17 protein-coding genes and 1 other RNA gene are annotated in these 13743 nt (G+C 67.0%); 4 read left to right on the top strand and 14 right to left on the bottom strand.

Annotation, left to right across the window (positions count from 1 at the left end; all coding sequences use genetic code 11):
• Window positions 1–70 precede the first annotated feature (70 nt).
• Window positions 71–1477, top strand: a complete 1407-nt coding sequence (locus H1343_RS13155) for a DUF2254 domain-containing protein (protein WP_185983324.1) — start codon at window positions 71–73, stop codon at window positions 1475–1477.
• Here H1343_RS13155 and ruvB read toward each other — a convergent pair.
• From ruvB to ruvC, 5 genes are all read right to left on the bottom strand, one after another.
• Window positions 1474–2514, bottom strand: coding sequence for a Holliday junction branch migration DNA helicase RuvB (gene ruvB, locus H1343_RS13160; RefSeq protein ID WP_185983325.1), 1041 nt, complete (start codon window positions 2512–2514; stop codon window positions 1474–1476). The genes H1343_RS13155 and ruvB overlap by 4 nt on opposite strands.
• A 52-nt stretch (window positions 2515–2566) precedes the next feature.
• On the bottom strand, window positions 2567–3187 hold the full coding sequence (gene ruvA / locus H1343_RS13165) for a Holliday junction branch migration protein RuvA (RefSeq protein ID WP_185983326.1): 621 nt from the start codon (window positions 3185–3187) through the stop codon (window positions 2567–2569).
• Window positions 3184–3609 carry a type II toxin-antitoxin system VapC family toxin gene (locus H1343_RS13170; protein WP_185983327.1) on the bottom strand — a complete coding sequence of 142 codons (426 nt, stop codon included), beginning with the start codon at window positions 3607–3609 and terminating at the stop codon, window positions 3184–3186. Before H1343_RS13170 ends, ruvA begins: the two co-directional genes overlap by 4 nt.
• Complete coding sequence (locus H1343_RS13175; protein ID WP_185983328.1) at window positions 3587–3862, bottom strand: AbrB/MazE/SpoVT family DNA-binding domain-containing protein; 276 nt, start codon at window positions 3860–3862, stop codon at window positions 3587–3589. Before H1343_RS13175 ends, H1343_RS13170 begins: the two co-directional genes overlap by 23 nt.
• Before the next feature lie 68 nt (window positions 3863–3930).
• Window positions 3931–4449, bottom strand: coding sequence for a crossover junction endodeoxyribonuclease RuvC (ruvC, locus tag H1343_RS13180; protein WP_185985655.1), 519 nt, complete (start codon window positions 4447–4449; stop codon window positions 3931–3933).
• A gap of 137 nt (window positions 4450–4586) precedes the next feature.
• Between ruvC and H1343_RS13185 the strand changes: the two genes are divergently transcribed.
• Window positions 4587–5618, top strand: a complete 1032-nt coding sequence (locus tag H1343_RS13185; protein ID WP_185983329.1) for a serine hydrolase domain-containing protein — start codon at window positions 4587–4589, stop codon at window positions 5616–5618.
• On the opposite strand, the gene H1343_RS17215 is transcribed toward H1343_RS13185, so the two are convergent.
• Window positions 5619–6269 (bottom strand): cell wall hydrolase, encoded by a 651-nt coding sequence (locus H1343_RS17215; protein ID WP_185983330.1) that lies wholly within the window; start codon window positions 6267–6269, stop codon window positions 5619–5621.
• Window positions 6270–6441: 172 nt separating this feature from the next.
• Complete coding sequence (locus H1343_RS13195; RefSeq protein WP_185983331.1) at window positions 6442–7191, bottom strand: YebC/PmpR family DNA-binding transcriptional regulator; 750 nt, start codon at window positions 7189–7191, stop codon at window positions 6442–6444.
• Window positions 7192–7528: 337 nt separating this feature from the next.
• Between H1343_RS13195 and H1343_RS13200 the strand changes: the two genes are divergently transcribed.
• Window positions 7529–8164, top strand: a complete 636-nt coding sequence (locus H1343_RS13200; protein ID WP_343048878.1) for an MBL fold metallo-hydrolase — start codon at window positions 7529–7531, stop codon at window positions 8162–8164.
• A gap of 23 nt (window positions 8165–8187) precedes the next feature.
• Here H1343_RS13200 and H1343_RS13205 read toward each other — a convergent pair whose 3' ends face one another.
• The 3 genes from H1343_RS13205 to H1343_RS13215 form a co-directional block, all read right to left on the bottom strand.
• Entirely contained in the window at window positions 8188–9861 is a 1674-nt protein-coding gene (locus H1343_RS13205) for a peptide chain release factor 3 (RefSeq protein ID WP_185983332.1), read from the bottom strand.
• 116 nt (window positions 9862–9977) lie between these two features.
• Window positions 9978–10799, bottom strand: coding sequence for a TIGR00282 family metallophosphoesterase (locus H1343_RS13210; protein ID WP_185983333.1), 822 nt, complete (start codon window positions 10797–10799; stop codon window positions 9978–9980).
• The gene (locus H1343_RS13215; RefSeq protein WP_185983334.1) at window positions 10796–11419 is read right to left on the bottom strand and encodes a glutathione S-transferase N-terminal domain-containing protein; all 624 of its coding nucleotides are present in this window, start codon (window positions 11417–11419) and stop codon (window positions 10796–10798) included. The genes H1343_RS13210 and H1343_RS13215 overlap by 4 nt, the downstream gene beginning before the upstream one ends.
• Before the next feature lie 84 nt (window positions 11420–11503).
• On the opposite strand from H1343_RS13215, the gene H1343_RS13220 reads away from it, so the two are divergent.
• Window positions 11504–12049 (top strand): CAP domain-containing protein, encoded by a 546-nt coding sequence (locus H1343_RS13220; protein WP_185983335.1) that lies wholly within the window; start codon window positions 11504–11506, stop codon window positions 12047–12049.
• On the opposite strand, the gene H1343_RS13225 is transcribed toward H1343_RS13220, so the two are convergent.
• The 4 genes from H1343_RS13225 to H1343_RS13240 all read right to left on the bottom strand — a co-directional run bounded on the left by H1343_RS13225 (window position 12015) and on the right by H1343_RS13240 (window position 13559).
• Window positions 12015–12602, bottom strand: coding sequence for a 5-formyltetrahydrofolate cyclo-ligase (locus tag H1343_RS13225; protein WP_185983336.1), 588 nt, complete (start codon window positions 12600–12602; stop codon window positions 12015–12017). The two genes, H1343_RS13220 and H1343_RS13225, sit on opposite strands and share 35 nt — an antisense overlap.
• 44 nt (window positions 12603–12646) lie before the next feature.
• Window positions 12647–12805, bottom strand: a non-coding RNA gene (ssrS, locus tag H1343_RS13230) — 6S RNA.
• A 65-nt stretch (window positions 12806–12870) separates the two neighbouring features.
• The gene (locus tag H1343_RS13235) at window positions 12871–13236 is read right to left on the bottom strand and encodes a cell division protein ZapA (protein WP_185983337.1); all 366 of its coding nucleotides are present in this window, start codon (window positions 13234–13236) and stop codon (window positions 12871–12873) included.
• Between the two features lie 20 nt (window positions 13237–13256).
• The gene (locus tag H1343_RS13240) at window positions 13257–13559 is read right to left on the bottom strand and encodes a DUF4164 domain-containing protein (RefSeq protein ID WP_425484662.1); all 303 of its coding nucleotides are present in this window, start codon (window positions 13557–13559) and stop codon (window positions 13257–13259) included.
• Between the last annotated feature and the right edge of the window lie 184 nt (window positions 13560–13743).

Consider the following 13743-nt stretch of genomic DNA (forward strand, 5'->3'; position numbering starts at 1 on the left):
TCGGCGCTTGCCGCGGGCGTGCCGCACCCGTTATCGCAGCCTTCGGCGTCACGCTCGGGGGGCATTACAGATGCACGCACGGATCCAGAGCTTTCTTGCCGAGATCAGGGCAAGCTACTGGTTCATTCCCGCCGCGATGGCACTTGCAGCCGCCCTTGCTGCGCTGGTCCTCGTCTCGCTCGACGCGCGTTTCGAAGCGGAGATCCGAGCCGCCCTGCCCTTTATCTTCGTGACGCAGGCCGACGGTGCGCGCGCGGTTCTCTCCGCCGTCGCCTCCTCGATGATCGGCGTCGCCGGCACGGTATTCTCCATCACCATCGCCGCCGTCGTCTACGCCTCCGGAAATTACGGCCCGCGCATCCTGACGAACTTCATGAACGACAGGGGCAACCAGTTCACGCTGGGCACCTTCACGGCCACCTATCTCTACGCGCTCCTCGTCCTGCGCACCGTGCGCGCGCCATCGGGCGACGACGCCCCGGTGCAGGTCGATCCTTTCGTGCCGATCCTCGCCACCTTCGGCGGCACGTTGCTCGCCATCGCCTCGGTCTGCGTCCTCATCTTCTTCATCCACCACGTGCCGTCCAATATCCACGTCTCGAATGTGGTCGCCGGGATCGGCCGATCGCTCACGGGCAAGATCGCGGAGCGCTTTCCAAAGCGTCTCGGCATGCCGCCGCAGGAGCCGGCAGAGCGCGCTCGCGCGCTGTGGCAGCTTCCGCCGTCGCTCGCGCTGGAACCGTCGCTCGATCCGTCGGAACCGGCCCAGGCCGAGATCGAGGCGCAAGACACCGGCTACATCCAGATCATCGACGAGGATGCGCTGGTGGCGATCGCCAAACGCCACGAGGTGGTGGTGCGGCTTAACGTACGCCCGGGCGCCTTCCTGCACCCCGACCGAATCGTGTTCGACGTCTTTCCCATCGGGCGCGTGAGCGAAGAGCTGGCTGTAGAGCTGCGCGGGACCCTGGCGCTCGGCGCCAAGCGCACTTCGACGCACGACCTCCTGTTCCTCTTCGACGAACTGGTGGAGATCGGTGCGCGGGCGCTCTCCCCCGGCGTCAACGATCCTTACACGGCGGTCAACTGCATCGACTGGCTGGGCGCCGCGCTCGCCGACCTGGCCGGACGCGATGCGCCCGATCCGCTACGCCTCGACGAAGACGGACAGTTGCGCGTCGTCGCCCTGCCGCTCGACTTCGAGGCCTATCTCGAGCACTCTTTTGGCAATCTCAGGCAATATGCGGCGGCCGACATGATCGCGGGCGCACACTTCCTTGCGACGCTTGCCAAGATCGCCCGCAGCACCCACGATCCGATGCATCTGGCGGCGCTCCGCGCGATGGGCGATCGGATGATGGAGACGGCGCGCGACGGCCTGTCGGGACCTTCGCTAGCGCATCTGGAAAAGCGCGAGCGCGAACTGCACGCGACGCTCGTTCATCCCCGACGGCGCATCAGGCTCGGCAGCGCCTAGCCTTCGCCCTCTTCGAAGAGGCTCGACTGGCTGCCCTGCCAGCCCCCGGGCACCGCCATGCCGATGTGCCTGAAGGCGTGCGGCGTCATCAGACGGCCGCGCGGCGTGCGCTGGATGAAGCCCTGCTGCAAGAGATAGGGCTCGACGATGTCCTCGATCGCGTCGCGCGGCTCGGACAGTGCCGCCGCGATCGTCTCGATTCCGACCGGACCGCCGCCGAAATTCAGCGCGATGAGGTCGAGATAGCGCCGGTCCAGTTGATCGAGACCGAGGCTGTCGACCTCCAGCCGCGACAAAGCCTCGTCGGCGATGCGCCGATCGACCTCGGCGACCTTGGCGACATCGGCGAAATCGCGCACCCGGCGCAGGAGCCGGCCCGCGATGCGGGGCGTGCCGCGCGAGCGCCGTGCGATCTCGCGCGCGCCGTCCTCGCGCATGGCGAGCCCCATCAGCCGCGCGCCGCGCCTGACAATGTGTTCCAGTTCCTCGACCGTGTAGAAATTCAACCGCACCGGAATGCCGAAGCGATCACGCAGCGGCGTTGTCAGGAGCCCGATGCGCGTCGTCGCGGCGACCAGCGTGAACTTCGACAGGTCGATCTTCACCGAGCGCGCCGCCGGCCCCTCCCCGATGATGAGATCGAGCTGGAAGTCCTCCATCGCCGGATAGAGGATCTCCTCGACGGCCGGGTTGAGGCGGTGGATCTCGTCGATGAAGAGGACGTCGCGCTCCTCCAGATTGGTCAGAAGCGCAGCGAGGTCGCCGGCCTTGGCGATCACCGGCCCCGAGGTAGAGCGGAAGTTGACCCCCAGCTCCTTCGCCATGATCTGCGCGAGCGTCGTCTTGCCGAGGCCCGGCGGGCCGACGAAGAGAACGTGATCCAGCGCCTCGCCGCGCGTTCGCGCCGCCTCGATGAAGACCTTGAGATTGGCACGCGCCTGCGCCTGGCCGACAAAATCGTCCAGGCGCTGCGGACGCAGCGTGGCGTCGATGTCCTGCCCATGCTTTTCCGGCGTGATGATGCGGCTTTCGCTCATGGGACGCGGGAGTGGCCCGGCACGGCGACTCTGTCAACGACACGCGTCGTCCTCATCGGCTCAGCGCCTTCAGGGCGAGGCGGATGAGCGTAGCCGAAGATGCGCCCTCTCCGCCCTCCTTCACCGCGACGGCGACCGCGCCCGCCGCCTGGTCGCGCGCATAGCCGAGGTTGGCCAGCGCGGACACGGCATCGGCGATGGGCGCCGATGCCACGCCCTGCCCGATCTCGCGCTTCAGCCCGAAGCTCTCGATCTCCGCCGCGCCCGAGAAGGCCGGCGTCTTGTCCTTCAATTCGGCGACGATGCGCGCGGCGACCTTCGGTCCGACGCCGGGCGCGCGCGCCACCATCGCCTTGTCCTGTAAAGCAACCGCATTGGCGAGATCGTCCGTCGAGAGCGTGCCGATCACCGCGAGCGCCACCTTGGCCCCCACCCCTTGGACGTTCTGCAGGAGGCGGAACCAGCCGCGCTCGGCTTCCGTGGCGAAGCCGTAGAGGCGGATCATGTCCTCGCGCACATAGGTCTCGATGAAGAGGATGGCCGCCTCGCCGACGCCGCCCAGCGCAGACAGCGTGCGCGCGCCGCAGAAGGCGACGTAGCCGACGCCGTGAACGTCGACGACGACGTGATCCTCACCGATCTCGTCGACCGTGCCTTTCAATTTGCCGATCACGGGTGGGTCTCCGGGCTGACGATGGCGAGGTCGGGAAAATAGTCGCGGTAGCGCGAGCCGTCGCGCGTCAGAAGGCGGTGGCCGGCGACCAGCGCATGCGCGCCGATCAGGAAGTCCGGCAGCGTGCGCTCCCGCCGCCCGCCGCGCTCGCGATAGCGGCGATGCGCCTGGCCGGCAGGGTAAGCGGCGGCGAAGGGGAGCGGCTCTTCCACGACGTCGAACGGCCTGAGAAGTTCGCGCAGTTCGCGCTCGCTCTCATAGGGTTGCGTGACTTCCGTCCAGGCGATGGCACTCACACAGACGCGTCCGTGCTCAACCGCATCGAGAAGTCTCTCCATCGACCAGTCGCGATGACAGGACACAGAATTGCGCGCGAAGAGATCGATGATGACGTTGGAATCAACGAGGGTCGAAATCGTCACGCGGTCCCCTGATCCATTCCATGTACTCGTCCGTCGTCCTGCCCCCCAGATCAAGCGTCCCCCGCACGCTTTCGAGATAGCGCGCCAGGCGTTCACGACGTTCATCCACGGTTTCCGACACCTCGTCGTTTCGGACAAGTTCTACGACGCTGCCCTCGCGCTCCACGAAATCGACTTCGCTGCCCGGACCGATGCCGAGCTTGTCGCGGATGGGCTTGGGGATCGTGACCTGGCCTTTCTCCGTCACGCGCATGCAAGAGACTCACAGGTAATACCGGATTGGTATTACCTACGCCCATCAACAGAACAAGTCAAGAACATCTACAGCCCGGCGAGGGTCGCGCGCGCCTGCGCCGACTGCCGATGGTGGCTGTGGCAGATCGCGATGGCGATGGCATCCGCCGCGTCATCGGTATCGAACGTCGCCTTCGGCATCAGAACCCTCACCATCATATGGATCTGCTTCTTGTCGCCATGGCCGACGCCGATGACCGCCTTCTTCACCGCGTTCGGCGCATATTCGGCGACAGGCAGACCAGCGATCGCCGGCACCAGCATGGCGACACCGCGCGCCTGGCCGAGCTTCAGCGTCGCCGTCGCGTCCTTGTTCACAAAGGTTTGCTCGACGGCCGCCTCGTGCGGATGGTGCTCATGAATGATGGACGCCAGTCCGTCATGGAGCTGGCGAAGACGCGAAGCGAGGTCGAGCTTGTTGTCGGACGTCACGGTGCCGCTGGCAACGAAGCGCAGCGAATTACCGAGCGTCTCGACGACGCCCCAGCCGGTCCGCCGAAGGCCCGGATCGATGCCGACAATGCGAATGACGCGCTCCTGTAACAATTGCTTAACCCTTGCCTTACCCGAATCGCTATGAATTGGACAGACAAAGAGTGAACGAAAAGAAAACGGATCGGGCACACGTCACCTTGCGGTGATGAGCCTTTGGCACGGCGTGCGCAAAGCCCATCTTCAACGCCATGAATCGACGCCGCTTCCTCATCACGGCCGCGCTCGCGGGCGCCGCCTATCCGCTGCCGGCCTTTGCGCAGGGAACGCCCGACCCGTTCCCGGATGCGGTCGAGCGGGCGGGCGCGTTTTCGAACCTGCGCACCCTGCTGATCGCACAGGGCGGCGAAACCCTCATCGATGAAGGTTTCGGCGGTTATCGAACCGACCGGGCGACGAATATCAAATCCGCATCGAAATCGCTGATTTCACTCCTCGTCGGCATCGCCATCGACCGCGAGATCCTGGAGAGCGCGGACCAGCCGATCGCCGAGTTCCTGCGGCGGGATTTTCCCGCTGATGCCGATCCGCGTCTGTCCGAAATCACCATCGGCAATCTGCTGTCCATGCAGGCCGGGCTCGACCGAACGTCCGGCGGCAATTATGGCGGCTGGATCGCCAGCGGCAACTGGGTGCGCAACGCGCTGGCGCGACCCTTCGTCGATGAGCCCGGCGGCAACATGCTTTACTCCACCGGTTCGACGCATCTTCTCTCCGCCATCCTGACACGCGCAGCAGAGCGGCCGACACGTGAACTCGCCCGTGAATGGCTGCGGCCGGCCGGCGTCGAAGTGACGGGCTGGGAGCGCGATCCGCAGGGGATCGATCTCGGCGGCAACCAGACGGCGATGACGCCGCGCTCGCTTCTCGCCTTCGGCGAGCTTTACCGGCGGCGCGGCGTGGCGGCAGACGGCACGCGGATCGTCTCGGAAGACTGGATCGACGAAAGCTGGACGCGGCGCACGCGCTCGCGCTTCCAGAACGCCGACTATGGCTATGGCTGGTTCATGGCGCGCTTTGGCGGGGCGGATGGCTATTACGGCTGGGGCTATGGCGGGCAGATGATCTACGTCTTCCCGAGCCTCGACCTCACCGTTGCGATCACTTCGGACGAGACGATGCCGTCCGGGCGCGGCGGCTACGTGCAGGATCTGCACCGCCTCGTAGCCGAGGCAATCGTGCCGCCCGCACGCGAGCGGGCCGCGGCAAGCGCCCGAGGCTGATCAGCGGGCTCCGTCCGAGCGGATCAAATCCTCGATAGACATCGGCGCGAGGCTGGAGGCTGCAACGGGGACGGCGACCGCACGCGGTGCCGACCTTGCCGGGGCCGACGGTGCCGCCGATGCCGAAACACGCGAACGGGACGCCGGTGCGGCGACCGCCCCTCCCTGGCGCTGGCGGACCTGTTCCTGCGTCACCGAAGCGTCCCTGCGCTTCTCGTAGAAGGCGTTGCCGCCCGCGATCGCGACGTAGTGCATGTTGTTGTACGGAAACGAGTAGCCGGCGGTGTGGAAGAACATCGAGCGCCGGCCGACATCGCCGTGACGCGCGCCGCGCATCACCTTCTGCGCTGTCTCCATCGCAAGATCGCGGCCCTTGGCCATGTCGCGCGTCAGGACGCCCGGCGCGAACTGGTTCTTCTGGCCGACGACGCCACAGATGGTGTCGGGGAAGTCCGGCGAGTTGACGCGGTTCATCACCACGGTCCCGACCGCGATCATCCCCTCCTCGCTCGAACGGTTGCTCTCGAAATACATCGCGCGCGCCATGCACTCCTGCTGGCTCATGCCCCGGCCCGTGGGCTTGCTGGCGCAGGCAGAGAGGATGGCGAGGCAGGAAAGAGCCAGGACGTTCCGCGCGAGACGCATGGACATGGATCGGGCCGCCGATGGTTGGACAGGCCCCGATTATCGTTCCATCAATCCTAACAGAGCGTTGCCGAGCGGCGTCACGACGCGCGCTCCGCAACCCACCGAGCTCGGCGTCCCCCGCTCATAAAGTCCAAATAACGCATCGTACCGGAATGAAACCTCCGCCCGTCTCGCCTCAGGCGGCCGAGAGCTTGGCCATAACCGCGTCGTCCACCTCGAAGTTCGCGTAGACGTTCTGGACGTCGTCGTCGTCATCGAGATTGGCGATGAGGCGCAGAACCGACTGCGCCTTCTCCTCGTCGACCGGGGTGCCGGTCTGCGGGCGCCAGATGGCCTTCACGCTCTCGGCCTCGCCGAGGCTCTTCTCGAGCGCGGCCGAAACCTCGCCGAGATCCTCGAAGGCGGTGATGATGCGGTGCCCGTCCGCGTCAGACTGCACGTCGTCGGCACCGGCCTCGATCGCGGCCTCCATCACCTTGTCCGCATCGCCGACGGTCACGGGAAAGACGATCTCGCCGACGCGGTCGAACATGAAGGCGACGGAGCCCGTCTCGCCGAGCGCGCCCCCGGACTTGGTGAAGTAGGAGCGCACGTTGGAGGCGGTGCGGTTGCGGTTGTCCGTCAGCGCCTCGACGATGACGGCGACGCCGCCGGGCCCGTAGCCCTCGTAGCGGACCTCGTCGTAGTTCTCGGTGTCGCCGCCGGCCGCCTTCTTGATGGCGCGGTCGATGTTGTCCTTGGGCATGGACTGCGCCTTGGCGTTGTTCACCGCCAGGCGCAGGCGCGGGTTCATGTCCGGGTCGGGCAGGCCGGCCTTGGCGGCCACGGTGATTTCGCGCGCGAGCTTCGAGAACATCTTGGAGCGCACCGCGTCCTGCCGGCCCTTGCGGTGCATGATGTTCTTGAATTGGGAATGACCGGCCATCGGGCACCTTGCTTGGAAGAAACGGAATTTGCTGCCGCTGATATAAAAAACGCCGGCGCCCGCGTCCAGAACGGGCAGCGGAGCGGATGACGAGATTATGATGCGACGTGCCCGAGGCCCAGTCTAATCTCGAAGGCGCCACCAGCGGAGCTGTCGGACATGCGTCTTCGAGCCTGCCTCCTCGCCGCCGCCCTGCCCTGCGTGACGCCGGCTGCCGCGCAGATGGTGCCGAGCACGTGCTACGCGCTCGCGGAGAGGATGCCGGGCACGACGTTCGTTTCGCAAACGGGCCATTCCGGGCAACCCGTTTCGCGTCGCGCAGCTCGCCAGCGACGAGGTGCGCATCACCTACGCCCACCACTCGACCTACCTGATCGAAAGCGCCGAAGGCGTCGTCGTCGCAACCGACTATTCGGGCTATGCCGGGCCGGGCGTCGTCCCCGACGTCGCGACCATGAACAAGGCGCATTCCACCCACTTCACGCTCTATCCCGATCCTGCGATCGGCACCGTCCTGCGCGGCTGGGGGGAGAACGGCGAGCCGGCGCGCCACGCGGAGACGGTCCGCGACGTCTACATCCGCAACGTGACGACCGACATCAACCGCTACGGCGTCTTCGAGGCGGACGGCAACTCGATCTTCATCTTCGAGGTCGCGGGGCTGTGCATCGGCCATCTCGGGCACCTGCACCACGAGCTCGACGCCTCCGACTACGCCGCCATCGGGCGGCTCGACATCGTGATGGTGCCGGTGGACGGCGGCTACACGATGAGCCAGGCGGGCGTCGGCGAGATCGCCGCGCGCCTGCGCTCCTCGATCGTCCTGCCGATGCATCGTTTCCGCACGCCGATCGAGCAGTTCCTGGCGCGCATCCCGGACTTCGCGGTCGAGCGGCGAGCCGAGCCACGTTTCACCGTCTCGATGCGCGGACTGCCGGATCGTCCGACGGTGATCCTGCTCGACGGCGTGTGAGCGACCGCCGCGCGGAGGAGGCTTCAGCCGACGATTTCGCGCACGGCCTCGAAGACAAGGTCGGGATTGTGCGTCGCCGCGTGGCGAAGGTCCCACTCGGTGCGCGGCAGGTAGACCGGCTTCTCGTCGCGATCGAGCGCGATCTCGAGCTTGTTGTCGCGGATGAAATTGGCGACCGCCGCCGGATTGTCGGACCGTATCCAGCGCGCGACCGCGTGAGGCGCCGGCTCGAACGAAACCTCGACCTTGTATTCGGCAGCCACGCGCGAGGCGAGGACGTCGAGCTGCAGGGGGCCGACGACGCCGACGATCCAGTTGGAGCCGAGCATCGGCCGGAACACCTGCGTCAGGCCCTCCTCGGCCAGATCCTCCAGCGCACGGCGCAGCTGCTTGACCTTCATGGAATCCTCCAGCCGCACGCGGCGCAGGATTTCCGGCGCGAAGGACGGCAGGCCGGTGAAGCGGAAGCGCTCGCCCTCGGTCAGCGTATCGCCGACGCGCAACGTCCCGTGATTGGGGATGCCGATCACGTCTCCGGCGAAGGCCTCCTCGGTGCGCGCTCTTTCCTGCGCGAAGAAGTAGATCGGATTGGCGACCGCGATCGGCTTTCCCGAGCGCACGTGATCGAGCTTCATGCCGCGCTCGAAATGCCCCGAACAGAACCGAACGAATGCCACCCGGTCGCGGTGCTTGGGGTCCATGTTGGCCTGCACTTTGAAGACGAAAGCCGAGACCTTCTCATGGGCGGGGTCGACGGGCCCGGCGTCGCTCGGCTGCGGGCGCGGCGGCGGGGCGTGACTGGCGACGAGGGACAGGAGCTCGTCCACGCCGAAGGAGCGCAGCGCGCTGCCGAAGATCACGGGCGTCAAATGCCCGCCGCGGTAGCTTTCCGGATCGAACTCCGAATAGCCCTCGGCCGCCAGCGCCACCCGGTCGCGGAACTCGGACAGGATCTCGCCCGGAACGTCTCGCTCCAGCGACGCGTCGTCCGGCCCGGTGAGGGTGCGGGCGGTGTCGCAGACGCCGTTGCGCCCCTGCGCGCTGACGAGATGCCGGTTGGTCTGGATGTCGAAGAGCCCGTTGAAGGTCGAGCCCTGTCCGAGCGGCCAGACCACGGGCGCGACGGCCAGCGCCAGCTTCTCCTCGATCTCGTCCAGAACCTCGAGAGGATCGCGGCCCTCCCGGTCCACCTTGTTGACGAAGGTGATGATGGGGATGTTGCGGAGCCGGCAGATCTCGAACAGCTTCAAGGTCTGGGCCTCGATGCCCTTCGCCGCGTCGATGACCATGATCGCGGAATCGACCGCGGTCAGCGTGCGATAGGTGTCTTCCGAGAAGTCACTGTGGCCCGGCGTGTCGAGAAGATTGAACGTCACGCCGTCCCGCTCGAAGGTCATCACCGACGAGGTGACGGAGATGCCGCGGTTCTGCTCGATCTCCATCCAGTCGGACTTGGCCCGCCGCGTCTCGCCCTTGGCCCGAACCGCGCCAGCCATGGAAATCGCGCCGCCCGCCAGAAGCAGCTTCTCGGTCAGCGTCGTCTTGCCGGCGTCGGGGTGCGAGATGATGGCGAAGGTGCGCCGCGACAGATGCCGGTTCGCCGAGGATTTCTTCCCGGCCCCGATCGCGGCGGCCTGCGGTGGGTGGTCAGTCACGCGAACGTCCTTCGATAAGCAGCGAGCCCGGCGGGGCGGCATGACGATGCCTTCGGACCGAAGCGACATGGCAGGCGGTTTTCAGGCAGGACGGCTTCCTGCCTGCGCCCAATGCGGAATGCAAGGACGGACCTCGTGCAAGGCCCAGTGACCGTCCCTCACCACCCGACCGGCACGGCCTCATGAAGCCGGGCGCCGAGGCGCACGGGCGAGATCGTCTCCGCAAGACCCGTGCGGTCGGAAATCTCCACTGCGAGGCCGCAGATCGTCGCCGGGCCGCTGGCCGCCTCGAAGCGGCCGCGCGGCACCTTGGTGAGAAACCGGTTCAACGGTTCCTCCTTCTCCATGCCGAGCGAGGAATCGTAGTCGCCGCACATGCCCGCATCCGACTGGTAAGCCGTGCCGCCATTCAGGATCTGGTGATCGGCCGTCGGCACGTGCGTGTGCGTGCCGACGACGAGCGAGACGCGCCCATCGAGATAGTGGCCCATCGCCTGTTTCTCGCTCGTCGCCTCGGCGTGGAAGTCGAGGACGATCGCATCCGCCTGCTCGCCCAGCGGACAGGCCTCGACGATCTCGGCGACGCATCGGAACGGATCGTCGAGGTCGGGGTGCATGAAGGCCCGGCCCATGACATTCATGACCATCACGCGCGCGCCATTGCGGGCCGTGAAGAGGCCGGAGCCGCGCCCCGGCGTGCCGGCGGGATAGTTCGCGGGGCGCAGGAAGGCGTCGTGGCGCGGCGCAAAGGTCAGCGCCTCGCGCTGGTCCCAGACGTGGTTGCCGGTGGTGACGACATCGGCGCCCGCGTCGATCGTCGCCTCGAAGATGTCCTCGGTGATGCCGAAGCCGCCGGCCGCGTTCTCGCCGTTGACGATGACGAAATCGAGCTTCCAGTCCGCGACGAGCCCCGGCAGGCGCTCGGCGACGGCCGTGCGGCCCGAACGCCCGACCATGTCTCCCAAAAAGAGGAGCCTCATGCCTTGAGGGCCTCGCGCGCCGTCTTCAGGCGGTCGAGCGCGCGGCGCACCGGCTCGCGCGCATCGATCGCGTCCACCCAGCGGGCGAGCGAGGGAAAGGTGTCTCGCGCCTTCAGGCCGTTCAGTCCGCTGCGTGCCCACGAGACGTTGATCATGTCGGCGATGGAGTAATCGCCCGCCAGGAATTCGTTCGCCGACAGCCGCTCGTCGAGGACGCCGAGAAGGCGACGCGATTCCGTCGCGTAGCGCTCGATCGCATAGGGGATTTTCTCGGGCGCTGCGCTGTTGAAGTGATGCCACTGGCCGATCATCGGCCCGGTGCCGCCGATCTGGAAGAAGGTCCAGGACAGGACTTCGGCGCGCGCCGCCGCGTCCGCGGGCAGGAAGCGTCCGGTCTTCGCGGCGAGATGGACGAGAATCGCTCCCGATTCGAAAACGCGCACCCCGTCATCGACGAGAGCGGGGATGCGTCCGTTCGGGTTGATCGCAAGAAAGTCCGATTTTTTCTGTTCTCCGGTGGAGATGTCGACGAGATGCAGATCGTAGTCGACCCCGCACTCCTCGAGCATGATGACCGGCTTTTCGCCGTTCGGCGTGGTCCAGGTGTAGAGATCGATCATCGTTCGGGTCTCGCTGATTCGTCGTGCGCGCAAATTAGCGCCTCGACGCGCCAGTGCGAGGCCAACCCCACCGACGGACCCGCCTTGCAGCCATTTCGCAGACTTCTTCTCCTCGCCGCCCTCTGCTTGGTGCTCGCCGGTTGCGTCTCGAGCGGCGATCCGTCCGCCGTCCAGCCGATCGCCGTGAGCGGATCGGAAGCACTGGCCCCGCTCAACGCCTATCGCGAGCGCAACGGCCTCTCGCCCGTCACGATCGACGAGCGCCTGACGCGCGCCGCCGAGCGCCAATCGCGCGAGATGGCCGCGCGCGACACGATGGGGCACAGCGTCGCCGGCCGCCTGCCAGCGCGCGTCGAGGCCGTCGGCTACGACTGGGCGGCGATGGCGGAAAATCTCGGGCGCGGCTACCCGTCGTACGCTTCGGCGATGGAGGGCTGGATCGGCTCGCCGAGCCACCGCGTGAACCTTTTGAACGAGCGCGTCACACATGTCGGCGTCGCGGCGGCGCGTGATACCCGCAGCGGCCGCCTGTACTGGACGCAGATTTTCGCGGCCGAGCGTCCCCCTCGCGGGGAGGGCGGCGGAGACATCGCGTTCAGGGGCGCACCGTTCCCGCTTCCGTCACGATGAGGTCGAGGGCGAGATCGAACGGCTCTGTCGGCACGCTCTCCACTTCCTGCGCTGCAAAGGCCAGGCCGATGGCGACGAGCGGTCCGCCGCCCGAGCGCAGCGCGGCGATCGCCCTGTCGTAGAACCCGCCGCCGTAACCGATGCGGTTGAGCCGGGCGTCGAAGGCGACGAGCGGCACCAGCAGAATGTCGGGGCGCAGCCTCTCGACGCCGCTGCCAGGGGCCAGCGTGCCGAAGCCCTGCGGCTCGAGCGAGGTTCCGTCCTCCAGCGCGCGGAAATCGAGGTCGTTGCCGACGATCGCCGGTACGCAAAGATGCAGGCCACGCTCGGCGCCGCGCTCCATCGCGGGGCGCGGATCGACCTCGGAGCGGATCGGGAGATAGCCGCCCAGGACGGCGAAATCGCCGCGCGGCCATGCTGCGGCCAGGCGGTTTGCGATGGCGTGGGATGCCTCGATGCGGACGGAAAGACCGAGTGCGTCCCGCCTGGAAAGCGCTTCGCGGCGCAGACGCGCCTTCGCTTCGGACCGGACTTCTTCAGGGGTATCGTCCACGGCGATCCCGTTGCGCGCGGCTCTTGTCCGCGATGGCGAGGCAGTGGCGGGCCACCTCGGCCGATGAGATAGTCGATCCCGGGAACCTACTAAGTAGGTGGGCGCCGTATGTCCCGATCCACGGACCGGGCCAGGAACAGCTCCCTAAGGGATGCGTAAGGCCCCGGGGAATATGTCATCCCTGTCGCACCGCGCAGCCCGCCGACACCCAATATAGATCGCCACGGGGCGCGCCGCCATAGGCTGCGAACAGCAATGGGCGGATTGATCAGTTCCCGCGCCGCTCGAGCTTGGCCGTGATGCGTTCGAGCTGTTCGGCAACGCCGATCATCGTCTCGGCCAGCACCTCGCGACCCGAGGCGGCCGAGCGCGAAGCGCTCTGCTGGCTACCGTTCGCTTCCGAGAGCTCGGCCTCCAGCTCCTCGATGCGCCCTCGCGCCTCCGACAGTTCGTCCGAGGCCATGATGGCGGCCATCACGGTCAGGCGCTGGTCGCCTATTTCGCCGAAGCCCTTGCGCAGTTCGTTGATGCGCGCATCGACATCGGCCGCGAGGCCGACGAGATGATCCTCCTCGCCCTCGCCGCAGGCCATGCGGTAGGTCTTACCGTCGATGGTGACGACGATCTGCGGCATGCGGGTTCCCTCGCCTTCTCTCAGCCGCCGGTCATGACGCCGCGGATCTGCTCCATCGCCGTCACGAGCCTGCGGGATACCTCGCGATTGGCCTCTTCCAGTCGCATCCCGCGCGCGAGCGCGGCGTCAAGTTCGCCGGCCAGCCGCCCGCGATCGGCCGTCATGCGCTGGACCTCCTCCTCCACGCTGACGACGACGCTCTCGCGGTCCAGACGCTTGTCAACGGCCGCCTCCAGCCGCTCCAGCGCCTTCTGGAGCCGTTTCGTCGCCTCGTCCAGGGAGGTCTCGTTGCCCAACGCGTTCTCCTCGAAAGCCTCGCTCATCACCTTGAGGTCTATCGCGTCGAGGCCCGCGCGGGAAGGCATCAGCCTCACTGAGGCATCGTATCGTTTGAAATCGGGGCGAAGCGCGTCACACGCATGCAAGACGCTTTACCCGCCGGACAAACGCGGTAGAACCCCAGCCGAAACGGTGCCGCGCGGCGGCTCCGTCACCGACCCAGCAGGA

This window comes from Aureimonas mangrovi (assembly GCF_014058705.1).
Classification (GTDB): Bacteria; Pseudomonadota; Alphaproteobacteria; order Rhizobiales; family Rhizobiaceae; genus Aureimonas; species Aureimonas mangrovi.